This is a genomic window from Streptomyces sp. NPDC088794, assembly GCF_044750545.1.
GTDB lineage: Bacteria > Actinomycetota > Actinomycetes > Streptomycetales > Streptomycetaceae > Streptomyces.
In genome coordinates, this window is the sequence record NZ_JBIVKB010000027.1 from 55694 (window position 1) to 73643 (window position 17950).

Below are 17950 nucleotides of genomic sequence, written 5' to 3' on the forward strand. Positions count from 1 at the left end.
GACCGTCTGTGTCACTCGGGAATCGGCCGTCAGCGTCGGCCAGTTGCGTGGCTGGCCTCCTTCGGTGCGCTTGGTGACCTTGTCCGAGACGGTGGCTGTGCCGTCGGTCGGGCGGCCGTCGTCGTACTCACTGACCATGCGGTGGCGCACGATCGCCTGGTCGCCCGCGGCCAGCACCGTGGTAGTGCCGTCCTTGAGTTCGGTGTCCAGGACGGCCCGGTGCAGCGGGCCGAGGGTTTCCACCTCTCGGGAGCCGTCGGCGTTGTAGGTGCCGCGGTTGGAGAGGAGTTCGGCGCGCTCCGCCACCGGCAGTCCCGCGATACCGAGGTCGGCGAGCTGCGCCTTGTCGGCGGCCGTGGCGCCGAGTGCCAGTGCGCGGTTGGCCGCGGACAGTTCTCTGACGGCGCTGCCGAACTGGTCGTATTCGGTGGTAGTGATGTTCTTGGCGGCGTCCAGGGTGTTGACCTCGCGGCCGGAGGCGTTGAGGTAGTGCACCAGGGCCTGGCCGTAGTCGCCCGTGGTGAGGGAGGCGCCGTCGTGTGACGCCGGGACCGAGCTTGTGGGGAAGACGGCGGTGGCATCCGAAGGGGCGTCGAGCTGCCCCCAGTTCGCGACGTCGCGGGTGCCCATGGCCTCGGGAGCCTTGGTGCCGGTGAGCGGGACGCCGTAGACGACGGACGTCTGGGCCGTGTTGCCGTCAAGTTCGTCGGCGGAGCCAGCCTTCAGGGTCGGGCGGGATTCTTTGAGCAGCATGCCGTCACCGGAGACCGGATCGGTGCCGACCTTGCCGAAGCCGAACGTCCCCGCGAGCTGGCCGGGCGGCGTGAACTGGGTAACCCGGCCCGCCGAGTCGTACCCGTAGGTCGTCTTCAGCGCCGAGGAGAGCCGGGGGCCCAGGTCTCGCGCAGGCGTCCGGTGTCGTCGTAGGCGTACTTCGCGACGCTCGTCGCGGTGGAGGCCGTGACGCCGGGGGTGGCGGCCCCGGCCGTCTCCGCGGTCATGGTCTTTGACCTGCGACGATGCGGCATTTCCGTGACCTACGCGGCCACCGCGTGACCAACGCGATCAGACACCCCGTCAGGTCTCTCCCGGCCTGATGCGCTGAGTCGCCCCGGACACCGGCGCGTCCGGGGTCGCGTTGGGTGAAGTAGGTGCCGCCGAGTTCCTGGTAGGCGGTGTTGTCGGTGAGCATGTGCCAGATCGCGGTGGTGATCGAGTGTTCGACGGCGACCAGGGCCCTGAGCGGGCCGCGGCCGGCGGTCAGCCGCTTGTAGCGGGCCTGCAGATAGGTGGCTTTGGTTCTCACCGCGCCGAAAGCCGCAAGACCGAGGGCCCCTTTGAGGTAGGGATTGCCGGGCCGGACCTAGGTGTTCTTGGTGCGGCCGGCGGACTCGTGGTGGCCGGGGTGTAGGTTCCGCGAGTTCGTTGGCACTGGCTCCTGCAGAAACGTCAGAATCCGGGCTATGTGCGCAGTGCTGGGGTCGGGCGACGATGCGCAATCTTGGTCTTGTGGGTGAGGTCGCAGGTTACCCAGGGTGATAACGCTCGCCCATCGAATAGGCCGTGCAGTGGTTCGCGCCGGAGTCGGGGCGGCAGCGACCGGAGAGCCGGAATGCAGAACCTGGCACTTCGGTCACCCCTCCGAGCCCTCGGCCCCACGTGACGAACCCGGGCAGGTCCCGATCACGTCGCTTCATGGTCATGGCATCCGCCTGTCTGTGAAGATCCCCCCACTATCGGTGATCGATGGATGGAGATGTCATGAGGGGTATCCGCTTCAAGAAGAAGATGGCCGCCTGACGCGTCACCGTGATCTCGTCCAGCGGAACCCGCCCCACGTCGCCGTCGACGGGGTGTATCTGCCCAGGCGGTCGATCACCGTCGCCGTGTCTGCGGGGCTTGCGCCGGCCAGTGCCGTCAGGCGGCCCGGCAGCACTCGTACCCCCGACTCGGGATCGTGGAGTACCGACGGTTCGGCGGGGGCGTCCCGGGTGCCGGTGTCTTCCAGTGGTGCCAGGCGCAGGAAGCGTACGACCCTCCGCGCCGCCACCACGCCCCGGCTGAGCTGGTAGCCGCTCTCGACCCAGAAGGCCACCGGGCCCGACCTTGAACCGGCCCTGCGCCGCGAAGTCATGGAAGAGCTCGGCGCTACGATCGGCACTGCCACCGAGTTCCTGACCTTGACCGAGCCGGACGCCAAGGTCACTATCGTGCGGCACTACTTCCGTGCCGAGGTGCTGGACATGGATCTGAACCGTCGGGATGGCCCCGAGCCGGACGATGCCGATACCGGCGACTTCTCGACGGTCCGGGTCGCGCCGGACGCGTCTACCCTGGCAGCGCTGGAACTTCAACCGCCCGAACTCGTCGGCTATCTGCGCGTACATGCCAAGACGTGGGTCGCCTGAAAGGCAGTGCCGCTCGGCGGCTCCCGCCGAGCGGCACCCACCCTGTCCGTGGCCGCTGCCCAGGGTCGGTCGATCACCCAACGCGCGGTCGGAGCAGCGGGCTTGGCGCGGGCGCGGCGGCTCCCCGTCCGAGTCATACCGTCTGTGCGGCTGGCGGCGTAGGGGTGAGCACGCGGTCGTCCGGGCAGCTGCGGCCTGCTGCCCGGCGTGCGCTACTGCCGGCATGTGCTGCGCCGGTACTCGCCGACCTGGGAGAAACCTGCCCGCCAAACCGGCATCGATGACGGTTTTACCCATCCTGTGCGGTTTCGGGATCAAGGGACCTGGTCGTGCTGTCCGTGTTCCTCGTCCCGTGGTTCGGCAGGCCGATGGGCAGCCCGGATGGCAAGGAGAACGTTCGTCGTGGTCTGCATCACCGAGATCTACGTCCACTGGTACGCGGGCCGCTCGAAGAGCGCGCTCGCCGCATCGCCGGGAGTGGACCGCAAGACAGTCAGGAAGTACCTGGCCCCGGCAGAGGCGGCAGGGATCATCCCGGGCGGCCCGCCGATGAGCGAGGCGGACTGGGCCGGGCTGATCGAGGGATGGTTCCCCGGCCTCGTCGACCGGAGACTGCGGCAGGTCACCTGGTCCGACATCGACGAACACCGCGACTACATCGCGGACTTGTTGGGGACGGTGACGGTCTCCACGATCCACCAGCGGCTGCGGAACGGGCACAAGCTGAAGGTGTCGATATCCTCGTTCCGCCGCTGGGTGCACGCCACGCTGCCTGACGAGGTGAGCCGCTCGCAGGTCACTGTCCTGCGCGACGAGATCGAGCCGGCCGAGGAGGCCCAGATCGACTACGGCTTCCTGGGCCAGTGGACCCGTCCCTGCACCGGAAAACGGCACAGGGTCTGGGCGTTCGCGATCGTGCTGCCCTGCTCACAGCTGTTCCGAGCACCATGGTCGCCTTCCGGACAGCCTCCCCATCTGGAAGCATGCGGGCATGCGATCCAGAGACCGAGGGGGACGCCCGCCCCGCGGACGTGCAGGCGGTGGGGAAGCCTTCACCGATGTCCTGCGCCGCCTGGACCGGCGTCCATCGATGCTGCTGAAGGTATTGGCCGTGGCACTCCTTGTGGCCGTGGTCGGCATCGCGTTCGTCCCGCCACCGTTCAAAATGGCGCCCGTCGGCCTGTTGGGTGTTCCCGTCATAGCCTGGATCGTGAGACAGGACCGAAAGAGGTCTCCCTCTGCACCGGACTACGACCACGCCGAAGGATCCTGAACTTACGCGCTACGCGTCTGCCGGCAGCATCTCGCTCTGTTCGACTCCCGATCGATCGAAGACGGAAGAGCACTCCGCAGTCTCGCGCGTCAGCCTGACCGACGACAGCACTCAACGGTCCGTCCGGGCACTCAGGAACCTCACGCGAAGGTGCCACCCAGCTGGCGCAGGCTGCCCGACAGCCCTGCTGACGGCCGCTCGCCGGACCCGTACTCTGGCCCTGTCGGCCGGTAACGACAGTCCACTTGCACACTCTCCGCGCGTGAGGCCGACCTTCTCCGGCGCCGTCATGTGCGTTCACCGACGGGACACCCTGTGGCCATGGACCAGCCTCCGACATCCGCGGATGACCGCTCGTGTCCGATGGCGGGCTCCGCCAGGTCGGCCTGGCGGGCCGCACTGCGTAGGACGCCCGCAGCGCTGTGGAACGAGGACGCGACCGACTGGGCCGCCGCGCTGACCTACTACGCGGTGCTGACCATCTTCCCGGCCCTGCTGGTGACGCTCTCGGTGATCGGAATCGTCGGCACACCGGGCACCCGGCATCTGGTCGACCAGGTGGCCGCCGTCGTGCCGACCCGGTCGCGCCCCGCCATCCTGCGGGCTCTGCAGAGCATGGCCGAACAGCAGGCCCCCGCACGGCTGTTGGCCGTCTTCGGTACCGTGGCCGCGCTGTGGTCGGCCTCCAGTTACCTGAGTGTCTTCCGTCGCGCCCTGCACGCCATGAGCGGCGTCCGGGACCGACGCCCGTTGTGGAAGAAGGCCCCCCTGACCGTGATCAACGCGTTCTTGCTGCTGACACTGCTGGTTTCCAGTGCCGTGGTCCTCGTCCTCACCGGCGATGCGGCCCCTGCCGCAGGCCGGGTCGTCGGGGTGGACGGGGCCGGCGTCACCGCGTGGAACATCCTGAAGTGGCCGCTGCTGACGTGCCTGGTCACGGTACTGGTCCTGGTGCTGTTCCGCTCCGGGCAGACCACCGCCTACGGCCTGCGCCAACGAACTGTCGGCGGCCTGCTCGCCGTCTTCCTGTGGCTTTTGGCCTCGGTCGGTTTCACTCTCTACACCACCTACGCCGGCACCTACGACCGTCTGTACGGGTCCCTCGCGGGCCTCGTCGTCTTCCTGGTCTGGTTGTGGATGTCCAACCTCGCGCTCCTCGCCGGAGCGCAGTTCAACGCCGAACTCGCGAGTCTCCGCCAGCCTTGAGCAGCCCCTCCCGCCCTTCTCTGGCGGTGTTCGACTGTTCGGTCCGGCTGTCGGGGCAGGTCGATCGGCGCGGCCGATCCGGGGAGGACACAAGACGAGGTAGTAGGGGGAGGGGTCCAGGCGCGCCCGGCACTGTCGGGAATCCGGGGTGCGCGCTGCGGGAACCTGCATCCGGGTGGGAGTGGTTTCCGTCTTTCCGGGCCCAGGTACAAGCGTCTGCTCCTGCTGGCCGCAAATGGTCGAGGTGTCCGCGTCTCGGCTTGGTCTCAAGTGCCTGAGGGCCGCATGTTCCAGCTCGGACAAGAGCATATGGTGCCTACTGGGGAGAGTGAGCAGTGTCCGACAAGTGCGAACGTCCACTGGCGGTGCACATGGACCCCGATCGTCCGCCTACCGTGCAGCGCGGATGGCGAACGCCGTACGGCCCTCACCGGCTACCAGCCGCCGAGGGCCGACAACCTCACGGGACTCCACCTCGTTACGCCGCGTTCCACAGGGTGCCGAGCACCGCGCGCAACAAGGCAATGACATCCGCTGGCCGGTTCGCTCTCGCTGCACTACCGCTTCCAGGAAATGTTGCCGCACATCACCGGGCTCAACGATGTCTTCGTGATCACCGCCGACGGAACGCCATACCAAGAAACCGCGAGTGAAGGGGCAGAGACGAGCCGTGGAAGACCGGCCCACACCGCTGCGAGTCGACATCCGATCGACCGACCGCTCAGTAGTTGTTCTCGAGGCCGTCGGAGGCATCGACGCGTTCAGCGCCTCGACCTTGCGTCTGCCGTTCCGGGGCCTGTTGGAGGCGGGCAACCGCCACTTCGTGATTGATTTCGGCCGGGTGGAACTCCTCGACGGCGTTGTCGGGATCAGGGCCGTCGCCCGCGTCTGGCTCGCGATCAAAGCCCGGGGCGGCACCCTTGCCCTCGCCGGGCCGTCCAGCGTCCGTGAAGCCGTCCTGGCAGCGGGGCTGCAACACACTCTGACAGTCCATGACACAGTCGACGAGGCAATCCGGGCCCATGTGGAGCCGTGATGGATCGTCAACGGACCTGCCGTGGGCCAACTGACCGCCGGGACACTCGTGCCCGATGCCTCCGCCGAGGACGGGGTGGCGGGTGGCCTGGATGGGTTCGGCACCGCGCCGGATTGGTTGCGCACCAACTCGGGGAGCGTCTCGGGAGGACTGACCCATGCTGTTCACCGAGACCAGGGGCCGGCCGTCACGAACCTGGCGACGGCGGAGACCGTCGGAACAGTCGCCGCTTGCGCCATCACGCCATCACCCGCGCCCATCACCGGAATGCGGCTCGGGACATGTGGCCACGGGCACCACACCCTCAAGTGGAAGGACGTCCGGTCGTTCGGCCTCGACGTGGTCGTGGGGGAGCGGGCCGATCCCATCCGCCGCGAAAGGCCATCGCCCCCGGCGAGCCCGCCCGTGCGTCGTACGATCCGCTCGGAACGGCGGTCCTGGCTGCGACAGGTCTTGCCAAGGGCTCGCTGGTCGACGTCGACGTCGCCGAGCAATCGGGACGCATCCGCCGGCTCGTGACCGACCAGGAGCAGCCACGTGGCGACGGTCCCCTGGCGCGGGCAACTGGCCACCGCCCCGCAGCGACCGTGGGCGATGTTGATCCCGGCGGGCCAGGCCGGCGCCTCCACGAGCAGTTCGGGACCGTACAGGCCGCCGAACAGACCGGACAGGGCACCGAACAGCGCGCGGAGGACCAGACCGACCAGCGGTCCCACCCCGGCGATGCGCAGTTCGGCGCCCGGCGACGGCGCCTCGCTGCACAACCGTGCGACACCGCCCAGCGGCCAGAGGGTGATGTCGGCCACGGTCACCCCGTGGTGCCGTGCGACGACGGCGTGGCTCAATCTCGTGTGCGAACAGGGACACGAAGAAGACGACGGCGGTGGCCGCCCCGACACCCCGGTAGGTCCAGGCCGTATGACCGCCGTGGGCGTCCGGCAGGCGGTCTTCCGCCAGTCCGGCGGCGATGAGCAGGAGGACGACCAGGACGCTCCAGTGCACTCCTACGTGGATCCCCGCGACGCGCCCCGGGGAGAATGTCGCGTTCATGGACTCACCTCCACGGCCGGGCCGCCGGGTGCCCTTGGCGCGCCGCCGAATCCCGGCAGTCACCCTCCGGACGCTTCCGGCGGTCCGTTGCTCATCGGTCTCGCGCAGGCTCGGTTCCCGGCTGCGGACCTCACTGCCTACGCCCCGCCGTTCCCGTCCGGGTGACCGCTCACGGTCAGGGAGAAGGAGGTGCGCGCACCCTCCGCGATGACCTTCACCTCCACAATGCCCGGCGCCTCACCTGCGAGAAGGGGCACATCCGTCGTGCCCGTCCCGTCCGACGCCGTGGTGATCCGGACCGGGGAGCCACCGTGGAAGTCGGTTCCGGTTCCCTCGGGGTCGTCCACGAAGAAGCTCACCATCTGGCCGCCCGCAGGCTCGCCGCCGGTCAGCGCCATGATGGCGAGAGGCGCGAACTCCGTCCCGGTCTCGATGTGTTGCCCATCCCCTGTCACCGTTTTCAGCGCATCCATCCTCGACCACCACTCATCTCCGCTCGGCGTGTTGCCGGACCCGCTGTCGGGTTCTCGCGGAACGTGCGGCCAAACCCCCGAGCACCGTACTTCTGGGCACCTTCGGCGCTCGTGCCGGTCGCTCGCGCCCGGCTCTCTTCCCAGCACCGGGATCGGCCGGGGTCCCGCGCCTCCCGGTCGAACCAGCCCACCGCGGCGTCCGCGAGCATCCCCACGGCGGTGACCAGCGCCCGCGGACGCCGTAGGTCCGGGCAAACGCCGTCAGCGTCTGCACGGGCTCCACGTCGGGCTCGAGTCCGACGACATGCGCGGTGCCGTGCCCGTCTCCAAGCCGCTGCCCACTTCATACGGCAGGGGCCCAGGGTCCGGGCACCGACCGATGCAGACACGCGTCGCCGGTGTCTTTCCCGAGTCCGGGGGTACCCGACAGGGCCCACCGTCCATGCCCGCGCCACAACCCCATCGGTGAGGTGACCCGGATGCTGATTCTCCGACTGCTCCTCCTGGCCACCACGGCCAGGACCTCGCCACACTCGACACACTGGCCGTCTTCTGCGCCGGCCCGGCCCTCGTGCTCCTGTTCTGCCTGGGCCTGTCCACCGCCATGACCACGGCCGCATACCGCCGCCGCGCACCGTCACCTACGGGAACGACGCGTACCGACGCCCCCTCCGAAGGGGCGACGGAACAGGACACGCATACCTGAACACCCGTGCCGGAGCACGAGAAACGGGAGGCCGTGCAAGCACTGCTGCGTCATTCGCGATGGGCCCGGGCGCTGGTCCGGGCCGTGGCCGTGCTGAGCCTGACCGTGCTGGCGGCGGCTGCCGTGATGCGCAGCACCGTGCTCGATCCCGGCTTCTACGGCAAGGTGCTGGAGGAGGACCGCGCCTACCAGCGGGTCTACGACGAGGTCCTGGTCGGCCCACAGACCGCCCCGGTCGTCCGGGACCTGCTGGGAGGGCTGCCCGTGCCGGTGTCCGCCGTCACCACCAACGTCAAACTCGTGATCCCGCCGGAGACCCTGCGCGCCCTGGCCGACCAGCAGATCGACGAGTTGGTCGGCTATCTGGAAGGAGACCGCGGCAGACTCCGACTCACCGTCGACCTCGGGCCGATCACGGCGAACATCTCCCGCCTCGGTCAGACCTACTTCGCCGACGCCATCGCCTCCCTGCAACAGCGGCCCGAACCCGACTACGGGCACTTCACACAACGCCTGTCCACGGTGGCGAAGCAGCTGGTGGCGGGCGAGACCCCGGCCGATGGCCTGCCCTCCCTGCCCCTCTCCCCTCACCAGGCCGCCGCCGTCACAGACCTGTTGCTGCGTCTGGTACCGGCGGCGGACCGCGCCGCACTGCGGCCCGTGGTGACGGCGGCGCTGGACGACGGGGACATAGCCTCGGCGCTGACCGCCGTCACACCGGTGGCCGTCGCGGACCGGATGGCAGCGGCCGGCTCGGAACTCACCCGAAGCGCGGGCGGGCGCACCTGGGTGCTCACCACCGACCTCGCTCCCCCGGACGACGTACGGGAGCGGGTCCACCGGGTACGGGCCGCGACACGTCTCTTCCAGAACACGGTGGAACCGACCGCCGCCGTGCTCGCGGTCACCGCGCTGATGCTGCTGTGGTCGGCAGCCCCGCAACCCACCGCCCACCGCCTCATCCCCTTGGGCTGGACCCTGGCCGCGGCCGCCACGACGACCGGGCTGCTGACGGTCTGGTTCCGGGCCACCATGGGAAGCACGCCGTACCGGCCACCGTCCTCGTGGCCCCCGACGGCGGCACGCCTGGTCGACGACCTCCAGACCACCGCCGTCGACCGCGTGGTGGCCACCGCCATCGTCGCCGTCCTGATCCTGCTGGCCGCCGGAGCCCTCCTGGTCACCGCCGGCTGGGTCTGGCTGACCCGGCCCACCCTGCGCATCCCGCTCACCCCGCGCCACGGCCTGGCCCTGGCCGCCGTCGTCTCGGCGTCCGCTCTCGTCGGTACGACGGTGGCTCCAGCTGCGATGACCGGCTCTCCTCCCCGCATCTGCCAGGGCAGCTCCCGGTGGTGCGGCCTGCGCTACGACGAGCTGGCCCAGCTCGCCGCGCACAACGCGATGGCCACCACCGCGAACCGGTTCATCAGCCCCGAACAGGACCCCGACATCGTCGGCCAACTCAACGCCGGCGTACGCGTCCTGCTCCTCGACACCCACCACTGGGAACGCCCCGCGCAGATCACCGACCGCATCGCCACCTCCGAGTTCTCCCCCGAACTGCGCCGCCGGCTCACCCGGACCCTGAAACAAGTGGACCCGTACCGTCCCGGCCTGTGGCTGTGCCACTCCGTCTGCGGAGCCGGCGCCCTCGAACTCGCCCCCACCCTGCGGCAGATCGGCGACTGGCTGCACAGCCACCCGACGGAGATCGTCACTCTGATCCTCCAGGACGACATCAGCCCGCAGGAGACCCGCCACGCCTTCGAAGAGGCAGGGCTCGCAGACCTGCTGTACGAGCCCGACCCGGACCCGGACCGCCCGTGGCCGCGGCTGAGGGACATGATCGACAGCGGCAGGCGGCTGGTCGTCTTCGCCCAGCGGGCGGACGGGCCCGCCCCGTGGTACCGGAACTTCTACCGCTACGGAATGGAGACCCCCTTCGCCGTCCGCACCCCCGCGGAGATGACCTGCGCGGCACAGCGGGGCGGCACGGACAAACGACTGTTCCTGCTCAACCACTTCATCACCGACGGCGGCGCCCGGCGGCTGTACGCCGGCACGGTCAACTCCCGCCAGGCGGTGCTGGAACGCGCCCACGCGTGCGAGCGCCTGCGCGGCAGGCCAGTCAACTTCGTCGCGGTCGACTACGCGACCGTCGGCGACGCACGGGGTGCCGTCGCCGCCCTCAACGCCGAACGCGTCCGCTCCGACGCCTGAACGGACAGCGTGACCGTCCCGGCCCACCCCTGACCCGCCGGCCCGCACCGTGTCCCCCCGGGTGATGTGTCCCGGAAGCCGTGCATGACGTTCCGGAACGAGGAAACCCGGCGGGCAGTAAACGCCGGGGTTCCGCCCCGGCACGGACAGCCGCGCCACACCTCCGAGAGGAGACCCCTATGCCCTCGGGCGACATTCCCGTCCTGACCAGGCTCTCCGACTCCCACCAGGCGATCACCGACGCCGACGAGGACGTACGAGGCCACACGGTCACCGACCGCTCAGGCAACGAACTCGGCAAGGTCGGCGACCTCATCGTCGACGAAGCAGAACACAAGGTCCGCTTCCTCCTCGTGGAGCACGGCGGGTTCCTCGGCATCGGCGAGAAGAAGAGCTACATCCCGGTCGACGCCGTCGCCGACATCACCGACGACCGGGTGCGCATCGACCGGACCGGGCAGCAGGTCGCCGACGCTCCCGCCTACGACCCCGAGCTCATCGAGCAGGAGGAGTTCTACGACCGGGTGTACGAGCACTACGGCTACGCCCCGTTCTGGGGCATCGGGTACGTCTACCCGCCCTTCCCCCGTCTGCCCGGGCGCCCGTGATGGCCGACGGCGGGACGCGGTGCGGCACCTGGCCGTGGGGCCGGCCCTCGGGCGGGTGGCGCCGTACCCGGCCCATCCGCGTCGTCCTGACGATCGCGGGTGCCACACTGGCGGCCCCGTGTGCGGAAACGACGCGGCCACGCCAGCGACGTCCTCGACGACACCCGCCACCGCCACCGGATCCGTGCCAGGCACACCGACCACACCACCGCCGAGCGACAGACCCGCCTCGTCCCCATCCGCAGCCCCACCCGCGCGCTGCACAGGCGGCCAGCTCAGCCTCTCGCTGGGACGCGTCTCCCCGGGAGCGGGCAACCGTTACGCGCCTGTGGTGTTCACCAACACAGGAGAGGAGTCCTGCTCACTGGGTGGCTACCCCGGTGTCACCCTGCTGGACGCCTCGGGCGAACGGATCGGCGAGAGCGCCACGCGTCAGGGCCCCACCGCCCCGGCCGCGACCCTGGATCCCGGCGGCAGCGCCTACGCGGCCCTGCACACCGTCGCCCGCGGGGTCACCGACAAACCATGCTGGAAGCCCGCTACGCGACTCCAGGCATATCCGCCCGGATCGACCTGGGCCCTGCGCACATCGGCGAACTCCTTCCGGGTCTGCGGCGACGTCTTCGAGGTGAACGCCGTCAAACCGGGCTCCCACCCATGACCCAACGGCCCAGGACGCGCAGGTGCAGGTTACGCATGTCGGCGCGAAGAGGTAGGGCTCCGCCAAATCGGATGCGAACACGATGACGCTCCCCGGAGATCTCGCCCCGCCACGAGCCGCGCGCCCCGCCTCACGGTCCCGATCATCGACCGGCTTTCCCGGCTCACCGGCATCAACGACACGCGGCCGGAGCAGCACCTGCACAGAGCCCGTCGTATCCCGCCACCGCCTCAAGGTTTGGAGAGGCTCGACCGGGGAACTCCGTCGCCGGAAACAGGGGTACGCCCCATCACGGACAACGCCGCCACGCCGAGAGGTCCGTGCGATGAACTGCTAGAGTGCACCCGATCAGGACTTACTTCGCAAGCCGTGACCGTATGCCGACTGTGCGGTGCCGCTGTGTGCACCGAGCACGTGCGTACGGAGACGGTCCAACTGCGCGAGGCAGCCCACCCCGGCAAGGTGATCCACGACCTGCCCGCCCGACAGCTGACATGTCCCGTCTGCCGTACGGCCGAGCAGTCGTACTGACCCGGCCTTACACCGGCGGACGGGCTCTGGCTGCCAAAGTCATCTGGGCGGTCGAGGTTCCGTACCGTAACGGGGCAGAACCCCCGTGTCGATCGGGGACGGCAACGGAGCGGGCAGGTCGACCGCCTCCCCGTACACGCCGTCGAGCCGACCGTGGTACTCGCCGTCCTTCGGGCGGGTGTGCAGGGTCCAACGACCGGTACGCGGATCCAGGACCAGCAGGACGGCCACTCCCGCGCGGGCGTACCAGCCGTTCTTGTCCGTGACGTCCTTCGCCTTCTCCGACTGCGAGATCACCTCGACCACCAGGGCGACATCACGGGGGTCGGCGAGCCAGGAGTCGTCCTCGTCCCATTCCACGGGCAGCACCGTCAGATCCGGGGTGGCGTAGTCGTCCGGATCCTCCGGCATGGCAACCGACGACATCTCGTACGGCGCCAGCGCCTCTGACAGGCGGGGCTCGATCTGCACCCGCAGGCGGCGGATCGTACCGGCGTGCTTGCCGCGCGGAGTGGGGGACATCACGAGGCTGCCTCCGATGATCTCGACCCGCAGTCCGGTGGAAGCCTCGATCTGCTCGGCGACCTCGCGCAGATTGCCGGGGCGCGGGTGCAGCACAGGAAGAGTCACAGTTGCCCACCTCCTCGTCGGTGCCCGGTCGATCACCACCGTACCGGGCCCAGCACCCGCACGGCAGCCACGCGGCTGTCCCACACCCAAGGCCCGGCTCACCGGCTCCGCAGAGGGCCGGGGCGGGAGGTTGCCCGAAATACCCGCGGTAAGGGTTACACGGGAACGCGAAGACGGAGATGCTGCTGCCCCAGTCCGGACAGGCCATCGGAGCCAGGCCGGCTCTTCACTCGTACACGCACACCGACCGTGCGGCACCCGCAGGGCCGCGGCCCGGGGTTTGCGTCCGGCTTCCGAGCACACGGAGTACCGACATGCACATATCCCGCGGCCTCGCTCCCGCAGCCCTCCTCGGGGCCTTCGCGCTCGCTCTCGCCGGATGCGCGGACGGCACGTCCGCTGCCGGGACGAGCGGGGCCACACCGTCCGCCACCTCGGCCTCCGCCACCAGGACCAGCGTCCCGCCTCACACACCCACCCCCTCCGATACGGTCATGCCCGATCTGCGTGGCGGGAGCTACCGGGCGGCGGAGCAGAAACTCGACGACCTGAGCCTGCCGACTGCGACGATCACGGTCACAGCCCGACACAAGGACGTCACCCTTCCCAAGAGCCACGGCAGTTGGCACGTATGCGGCACGACCCCCAGACCCGGCTCACCCGTCACCGTCGGCACCACCGTCGTCATCGAGCTGGCCCAGCAGGCCGGTGACTGCGCGATCAGCTTCCACGGCTACCTGCACCAGGCGAACGACCCCGCGTACACCCCGACGCAGCCCCCGACTCCGCGACCGGCCACCACCCATGCGCCCGCGCCCACTACGTCCAAGCCCGCCGGGAACTCCCTGATCACCTGCCCGGACGGGAAGCAGGGATATGCCTGTACCTCCAACGGGCACCCTGTGGTAGATGGCCAGTTCTGCCCCAAGGCCGACCACGGCCGCACTCTAAAAGCCACCAACGGCACCACGGTCACTTGCTCCTACGACCCCAGCATCACGCCTTACCGCTGGCAGTGACATCCGGACACGGTGGCCTGGTCATACCCCTCGTCGGCTCCCCTTCGGCCACGCGCGCCCGCGTCGTGGGAGAGATCATGACCAGTTCCATGGCGTGCTCCGCGTACTCGGCGGCGGTCCGGTGCCCCGTCGTACCGGGTCCGTCCAGGGAAGAGAAGGTCGCAGGCGGCCCCACTCGCCGTCACGTAGTAGGACACCAGGCGTCGTACCGCTTCCCAGCTGTCAGTGTTGCCACAGTCGCCGTGCAGTGTCGTCGCGTACGCGCGCACCAGATCGTGGACGCCGTAGCGGCCCATCTCCGGCTGTTCCAGGAGATGGGCGTCGGGTAAGTACTCCAAGGTGTCCTCAGCTCCCTGGAGGTCGCAGCCGAGCAGCGCGGCGGCGGAGGCAGGACGGCATGAGCGGGCCAGTGCTGACGCTGCGGGTCAGCGCTGCTCAGCGTGATCATTTGGCCCTAGGCTAGCCGTGACGGGCCCTGCTCGACCACCCGCTCACGCAGGACCTCCTCCGATGGGCGCTGCGTGGGCTCTTGGCACAGCGCATCCTCGTCAAGCTCGTAACGGTCGCCCGTCTGTCTGCACGGGCCCAGTACAAGGAGCCACAGACTCCGCATTCTGGCACCGTTTCCTCTCCGGTCACAGATTCATCACGCAACGTTTTCACTCTCATACCCATGGCAAAGGTTGCATCAAGCAAAAGTCATGACTAGGTCGTGAACTTGGGGTGGGGTTGTGAGATTGAGACGGGGGCGCCGCGCTGGCGGCGTGCACGGAAGACCGATACGGACGCTGGGTTCGGCTGCGGCTGCGGCGGCAGTGCTGGCGGCTCTGCCTTCTTGGGGGCCGGTTTCCCAGGCGGTGGCGGACGAGGCCCAGCCATCGTTGTCGGAGGGGCAGAAGGCGCTCGCCGCAGCCCAGGAGTCGGGGAAGCGGGTCGAGGTCACCGGGGAGCGGTCGGAACGTACGACGGTTTTCGCCAACCCGGACGGCTTCACCTTCACGCTGGAGGAGTCCGCGGTTCCCGTGCGGGTGCCCACGTCCGGCGGGGGCTGGCAGGCGCCGGACGCCACCTTGGAGGTCCGCGGGGACGGAACGGTGGCGCCGAAGGCCGCGGCGGTCGAGATGGAGTTCTCCGGCGGCGGGACGAACGAACCGCTGGTGAAGATCTCCGACACGGGACGGTCGCTCCAGATGGGCTGGCCCGGCAAGCTCCCCAAGCCAGAGCTAGACGGAGCCAGCGCGGTGTACGCCGAAGTGCTTCCGGGCGTCGACCTGAGGATCACGGCGTCCGTGGAGGGGTTCCGCCATGTGCTGGTGGTCAAGTCTCCCGAGGCCGCGGCCCAGGAAGAGCTGAAGCAGATCGACTATGCGTTGAAGGCGACCGGCCTGAGTCTGCTCAAGGGGAAGGCGGGCAACCTCACCGCGATCGACGACGACGGCAACCGCGTCTTCCGGGCTCCACCCGCCCAGATGTGGGACTCCGCCAGTACGGCATCCGGTGCGCAGCCGACGTCCCTGGCGACATCCTCGGCGGACACCGAGGGCTCGGATCCCGCGGAGGTAGGCGCGTCTTCCGCGGAGGGCGTTGAACCCGGCGCGGGTGACACCGTCACCACCATGGACGTGAAGGTCTCCGGTGACGCGCTGACGGTGATCCCGGACGCCGAGATGCTGGCCGGGACGGAGGCGTCGGCGTTTCCGCTGTACATCGATCCGACGGTGACCTGGGGCGAGTCCGAGCGCACGCTGCTGCGCAGTGACGGCTACGAGTCGTACGGCTGGGGCAACGGTGACGACGGCCTGGGCAAGGGCGCGGGCAAGTGCGGTACGTGGAGCGGCTATTACTGCGGTCCGGGCTATGTCCAGCGGCTGTACTTCGAGTTCTCCCCGGCGAGCCTGAAGGGTAAGCAGGTGCTGGACGCCACGTTCCGGGTGACCGAGCCGTGGGCGTTCCAGTGTGAGCCGCGCTGGGTGGACCTGGTACGCACGAACAACATCAGTTCCTCCACCACATGGTCCTCCCGGCCGAAGGCGCTGGACCTGATGGGCGACCGGAACGTGTCGGCGGGGCGCGGTTCGCTGTGTGATCCGGACTCCCCGGACGCGCCGATCGAGTTCAACGACAATCCGGAGGAGACGAACGAGAACCTGACGCCGACAGTGCGGAGTTTCGCGGCGGGCAAGTTCTCCCGGCTCACGCTGGAGGTCCGGGCCCACGATGAGTCCGACACCAGTGCCTGGAAGCGGTTCAAGAACGACGCCGTGCTGGCGGTCGACTTCGTCGGCCTGCCGGCCAGGCCCACGGGCATCGGCCTGGTGACCGGCTCAGGCACGGTGTGTGAGACAACCGAGTCGGACCCGGCGGTCGTCTCCGACCCGACCCCGGCCCTGACAGCGACGACACAGACCGCGTCGGGCGGCGAGAAGGACGCTCAGCTGCGGGTCTACTTCGACCTCGACCACAAGAACAGCGACAGCACCTGGTCGGACACCACGGCCGGCAACGGCGACCTGAGCCACTCCAGCGGGTATGTCGGCGACGGCGTGAAGCTGACCAAGTCCTGGTCGACGCTGACCGAGGGCAAGCTGTACCGGTACCGGGCGTGGGTGCGTTCGTACTACAACAGCGGCGGCAGTTACCTGTCGGGGCCGTCGAACGCCTCGACGACCGGCTGGTGTTACTTCAAGGTCGACCCGACCGCTCCCAAGGCACCGAAGATCACCGTAGGTAGCCCGTACTCCGCCTGCACCGACACGACATGTCCGGCCGGAGGCGGTCCTGGCCAGAAGGGGACCTTCACCTTTGCCCCGGCCACCGGGGACTCGAACGTCACCTACCAGTACAAGCTGTCCTCCGCGGACGCATGGTCGGCGGCGATCAACGGATCGACCGTGTCGAAGGACATCACGCCCGATAGCTCCGGCACGTACAGCCTGTATGTGCGGGCGAAGGACAGCGTAGGTCGCTGGGGCGCACAGAACGTGATGGACTTCCTGGTCGCCGCGGGCGAAGGGCCGGTCGGACGCTGGCACTTCGACGAGGCGGGCGGCACCGCCCTGGATTCCGCGACCGGCGACGGCAACGACGACGCGACCCTGGGGGGTGACGCGAGCCGCGATGACCGCGGTCGTCGCGGGCTGGTCACTCACGATGCTGAGGGACAGCCCCTGGAGAACGCGGTGACGGACAAGGGACTGGTCCTCAACGGCACCACCGGCTACGCCGCGACCAGCGGGCAGGTCCTGGAGACCCGCTCCTCGTACACCGTCGCCGCCTGGGTGCGAGTCGATCCGCAGGCGGATCACACCCTGACCGTGCTGAGCCAGAGCCCGACCACCAGCCCGTGGACGCAGAAGTACAGCCCCTTCTACCTGTCGTACGGCGCCGGCGGCGACAACACCTGGAGCATGCGGGTGCTGTCCACCGAACCCGCCTACCACGAGATCAGGTCCAAGCAGCCCTCGCCTCGCGGGGTGTGGACCCATGTGGCTGGCGTCCATGACGCCACCAGTAAGACGATCAGCCTCTACGTGAACGGTGTCCTGCAGGGCAGCACCGACGCCGGTCCCGCATGGGACGCGGATGGTCCGCTGCAGATCGGTCGCGTACTGCACGCCGACGTCCTCAAGGACTTCATGCACGGCTCGATCGACGAACCCGCCGTATGGCAGCGCGCCCTGACGCCGAAGGAGGTCCACGACGAGGCCCGGCTGCTGATCTCGGAGAAGTACGCGGGCGCCGAACTGGTGGCGGACTTCTCCGCGGCCCGCGGCAGCGGCACCACGATCGCGGACACGACCTCCGGCTACGGCAAGTCGCTCACCCTGACGGGTGGTGCTTCGCTGGACGGCGAGAGCATGGTCCTGGACGGTGTCGACGACGCGGCCGCGGTCAGCGGGCCGCTCGTGGACGACAGCGCCTCGTTCACGGCCACCACTCTGGTGGAGCTGGATGCGGCGAAACTCCTCACCAAGTCCGTCGGTTACACCGGGCAGGTCATGGGTCAGCGCACCAGCGATGGCTCGGCCTGGGGTGAGCAATGCTCAAGACCTGTGGATCGGACTCGGGAGGGGTGCCTCGTGGAACGTGGAGGGCGTACCTTCCCGAATGATCGACTTCTGGTCATCGA

Annotated in this window: 15 protein-coding genes; 9 read left to right on the plus strand and 6 right to left on the minus strand. The window is 69.2% G+C overall.

Annotated elements, in window-relative coordinates:
* Nucleotides 1–869 precede the first annotated feature (869 nt).
* The 3 genes from ACIP6U_RS46285 to ACIP6U_RS46295 form a co-directional block, all read right to left on the minus strand.
* Entirely contained in the window at nt 870–1001 is a 132-nt protein-coding gene (locus ACIP6U_RS46285) for a hypothetical protein (protein ID WP_401729296.1), read from the minus strand.
* Complete coding sequence (locus ACIP6U_RS46290) at nt 998–1306, minus strand: hypothetical protein (protein ID WP_401729298.1); 309 nt, start codon at nt 1304–1306, stop codon at nt 998–1000. Before ACIP6U_RS46290 ends, ACIP6U_RS46285 begins: the two co-directional genes overlap by 4 nt.
* Before the next feature lie 498 nt (nt 1307–1804).
* Nucleotides 1805–2095 carry a hypothetical protein gene (locus tag ACIP6U_RS46295; protein WP_401729299.1) on the minus strand — a complete coding sequence of 97 codons (291 nt, stop codon included), beginning with the start codon at nt 2093–2095 and terminating at the stop codon, nt 1805–1807.
* Nucleotides 2096–2132: 37 nt separating this feature from the next.
* On the opposite strand from ACIP6U_RS46295, the gene ACIP6U_RS46300 reads away from it, so the two are divergent.
* From ACIP6U_RS46300 to ACIP6U_RS46310, 3 genes are all read left to right on the plus strand, one after another.
* The gene (locus tag ACIP6U_RS46300) at nt 2133–2408 is read left to right on the plus strand and encodes a hypothetical protein (RefSeq protein WP_401729301.1); all 276 of its coding nucleotides are present in this window, start codon (nt 2133–2135) and stop codon (nt 2406–2408) included.
* A 1594-nt stretch (nt 2409–4002) separates the two neighbouring features.
* Complete coding sequence (locus ACIP6U_RS46305; protein WP_401729302.1) at nt 4003–4887, plus strand: YihY/virulence factor BrkB family protein; 885 nt, start codon at nt 4003–4005, stop codon at nt 4885–4887.
* Between the two features lie 670 nt (nt 4888–5557).
* The gene (locus ACIP6U_RS46310; RefSeq protein ID WP_401729303.1) at nt 5558–5923 is read left to right on the plus strand and encodes an STAS domain-containing protein; all 366 of its coding nucleotides are present in this window, start codon (nt 5558–5560) and stop codon (nt 5921–5923) included.
* 164 nt (nt 5924–6087) lie between these two features.
* Here ACIP6U_RS46310 and ACIP6U_RS46315 read toward each other — a convergent pair whose 3' ends face one another.
* A complete protein-coding gene (locus ACIP6U_RS46315; RefSeq protein ID WP_401729305.1) occupies nt 6088–6729 on the minus strand; it encodes a hypothetical protein in 642 nt (213 codons plus the stop codon).
* 381 nt (nt 6730–7110) lie between these two features.
* A complete protein-coding gene (locus tag ACIP6U_RS46320) occupies nt 7111–7428 on the minus strand; it encodes a hypothetical protein (protein WP_401729307.1) in 318 nt (105 codons plus the stop codon).
* A 730-nt stretch (nt 7429–8158) separates the two neighbouring features.
* Here ACIP6U_RS46320 and ACIP6U_RS46325 point away from each other — a divergent pair.
* From ACIP6U_RS46325 to ACIP6U_RS46340, 4 genes are all read left to right on the plus strand, one after another.
* Complete coding sequence (locus ACIP6U_RS46325; RefSeq protein WP_401729309.1) at nt 8159–10372, plus strand: hypothetical protein; 2214 nt, start codon at nt 8159–8161, stop codon at nt 10370–10372.
* A 179-nt stretch (nt 10373–10551) separates the two neighbouring features.
* A complete protein-coding gene (locus ACIP6U_RS46330) occupies nt 10552–10980 on the plus strand; it encodes a PRC-barrel domain-containing protein (protein ID WP_401729310.1) in 429 nt (142 codons plus the stop codon).
* A 184-nt stretch (nt 10981–11164) separates the two neighbouring features.
* The gene (locus ACIP6U_RS46335) at nt 11165–11641 is read left to right on the plus strand and encodes a DUF4232 domain-containing protein (protein ID WP_401729319.1); all 477 of its coding nucleotides are present in this window, start codon (nt 11165–11167) and stop codon (nt 11639–11641) included.
* A gap of 237 nt (nt 11642–11878) precedes the next feature.
* Nucleotides 11879–12172, plus strand: coding sequence for a DUF2180 family protein (locus ACIP6U_RS46340; RefSeq protein WP_401729312.1), 294 nt, complete (start codon nt 11879–11881; stop codon nt 12170–12172).
* 39 nt (nt 12173–12211) lie between these two features.
* Here the strand turns inward: ACIP6U_RS46340 and ACIP6U_RS46345 are convergent, their stop codons facing one another.
* On the minus strand, nt 12212–12802 hold the full coding sequence (locus ACIP6U_RS46345) for a Uma2 family endonuclease (protein ID WP_401729313.1): 591 nt from the start codon (nt 12800–12802) through the stop codon (nt 12212–12214).
* Nucleotides 12803–13116: 314 nt separating this feature from the next.
* On the opposite strand from ACIP6U_RS46345, the gene ACIP6U_RS46350 reads away from it, so the two are divergent.
* Complete coding sequence (locus tag ACIP6U_RS46350) at nt 13117–13821, plus strand: PASTA domain-containing protein (protein ID WP_401729314.1); 705 nt, start codon at nt 13117–13119, stop codon at nt 13819–13821.
* An 857-nt stretch (nt 13822–14678) separates the two neighbouring features.
* Nucleotides 14679–17950 (plus strand): LamG-like jellyroll fold domain-containing protein (locus ACIP6U_RS46355; RefSeq protein WP_401729316.1); only part of this gene is annotated, 3272 nt, incomplete at its 3' end.

Coding starts and splice junctions, on each gene's coding strand:
- ACIP6U_RS46285 (WP_401729296.1), bottom strand. CDS start 1,001: ATGACCGCGGAGACGGCCGGGGCCGCCACCCCCGGCGTCACGGCCTCC.
- ACIP6U_RS46300 (WP_401729301.1), top strand. CDS start 2,133: ATGGAAGAGCTCGGCGCTACGATCGGCACTGCCACCGAGTTCCTGACC.
- ACIP6U_RS46305 (WP_401729302.1), top strand. CDS start 4,003: ATGGACCAGCCTCCGACATCCGCGGATGACCGCTCGTGTCCGATGGCG.
- ACIP6U_RS46330 (WP_401729310.1), top strand. CDS start 10,552: ATGCCCTCGGGCGACATTCCCGTCCTGACCAGGCTCTCCGACTCCCAC.
- ACIP6U_RS46350 (WP_401729314.1), top strand. CDS start 13,117: ATGCACATATCCCGCGGCCTCGCTCCCGCAGCCCTCCTCGGGGCCTTC.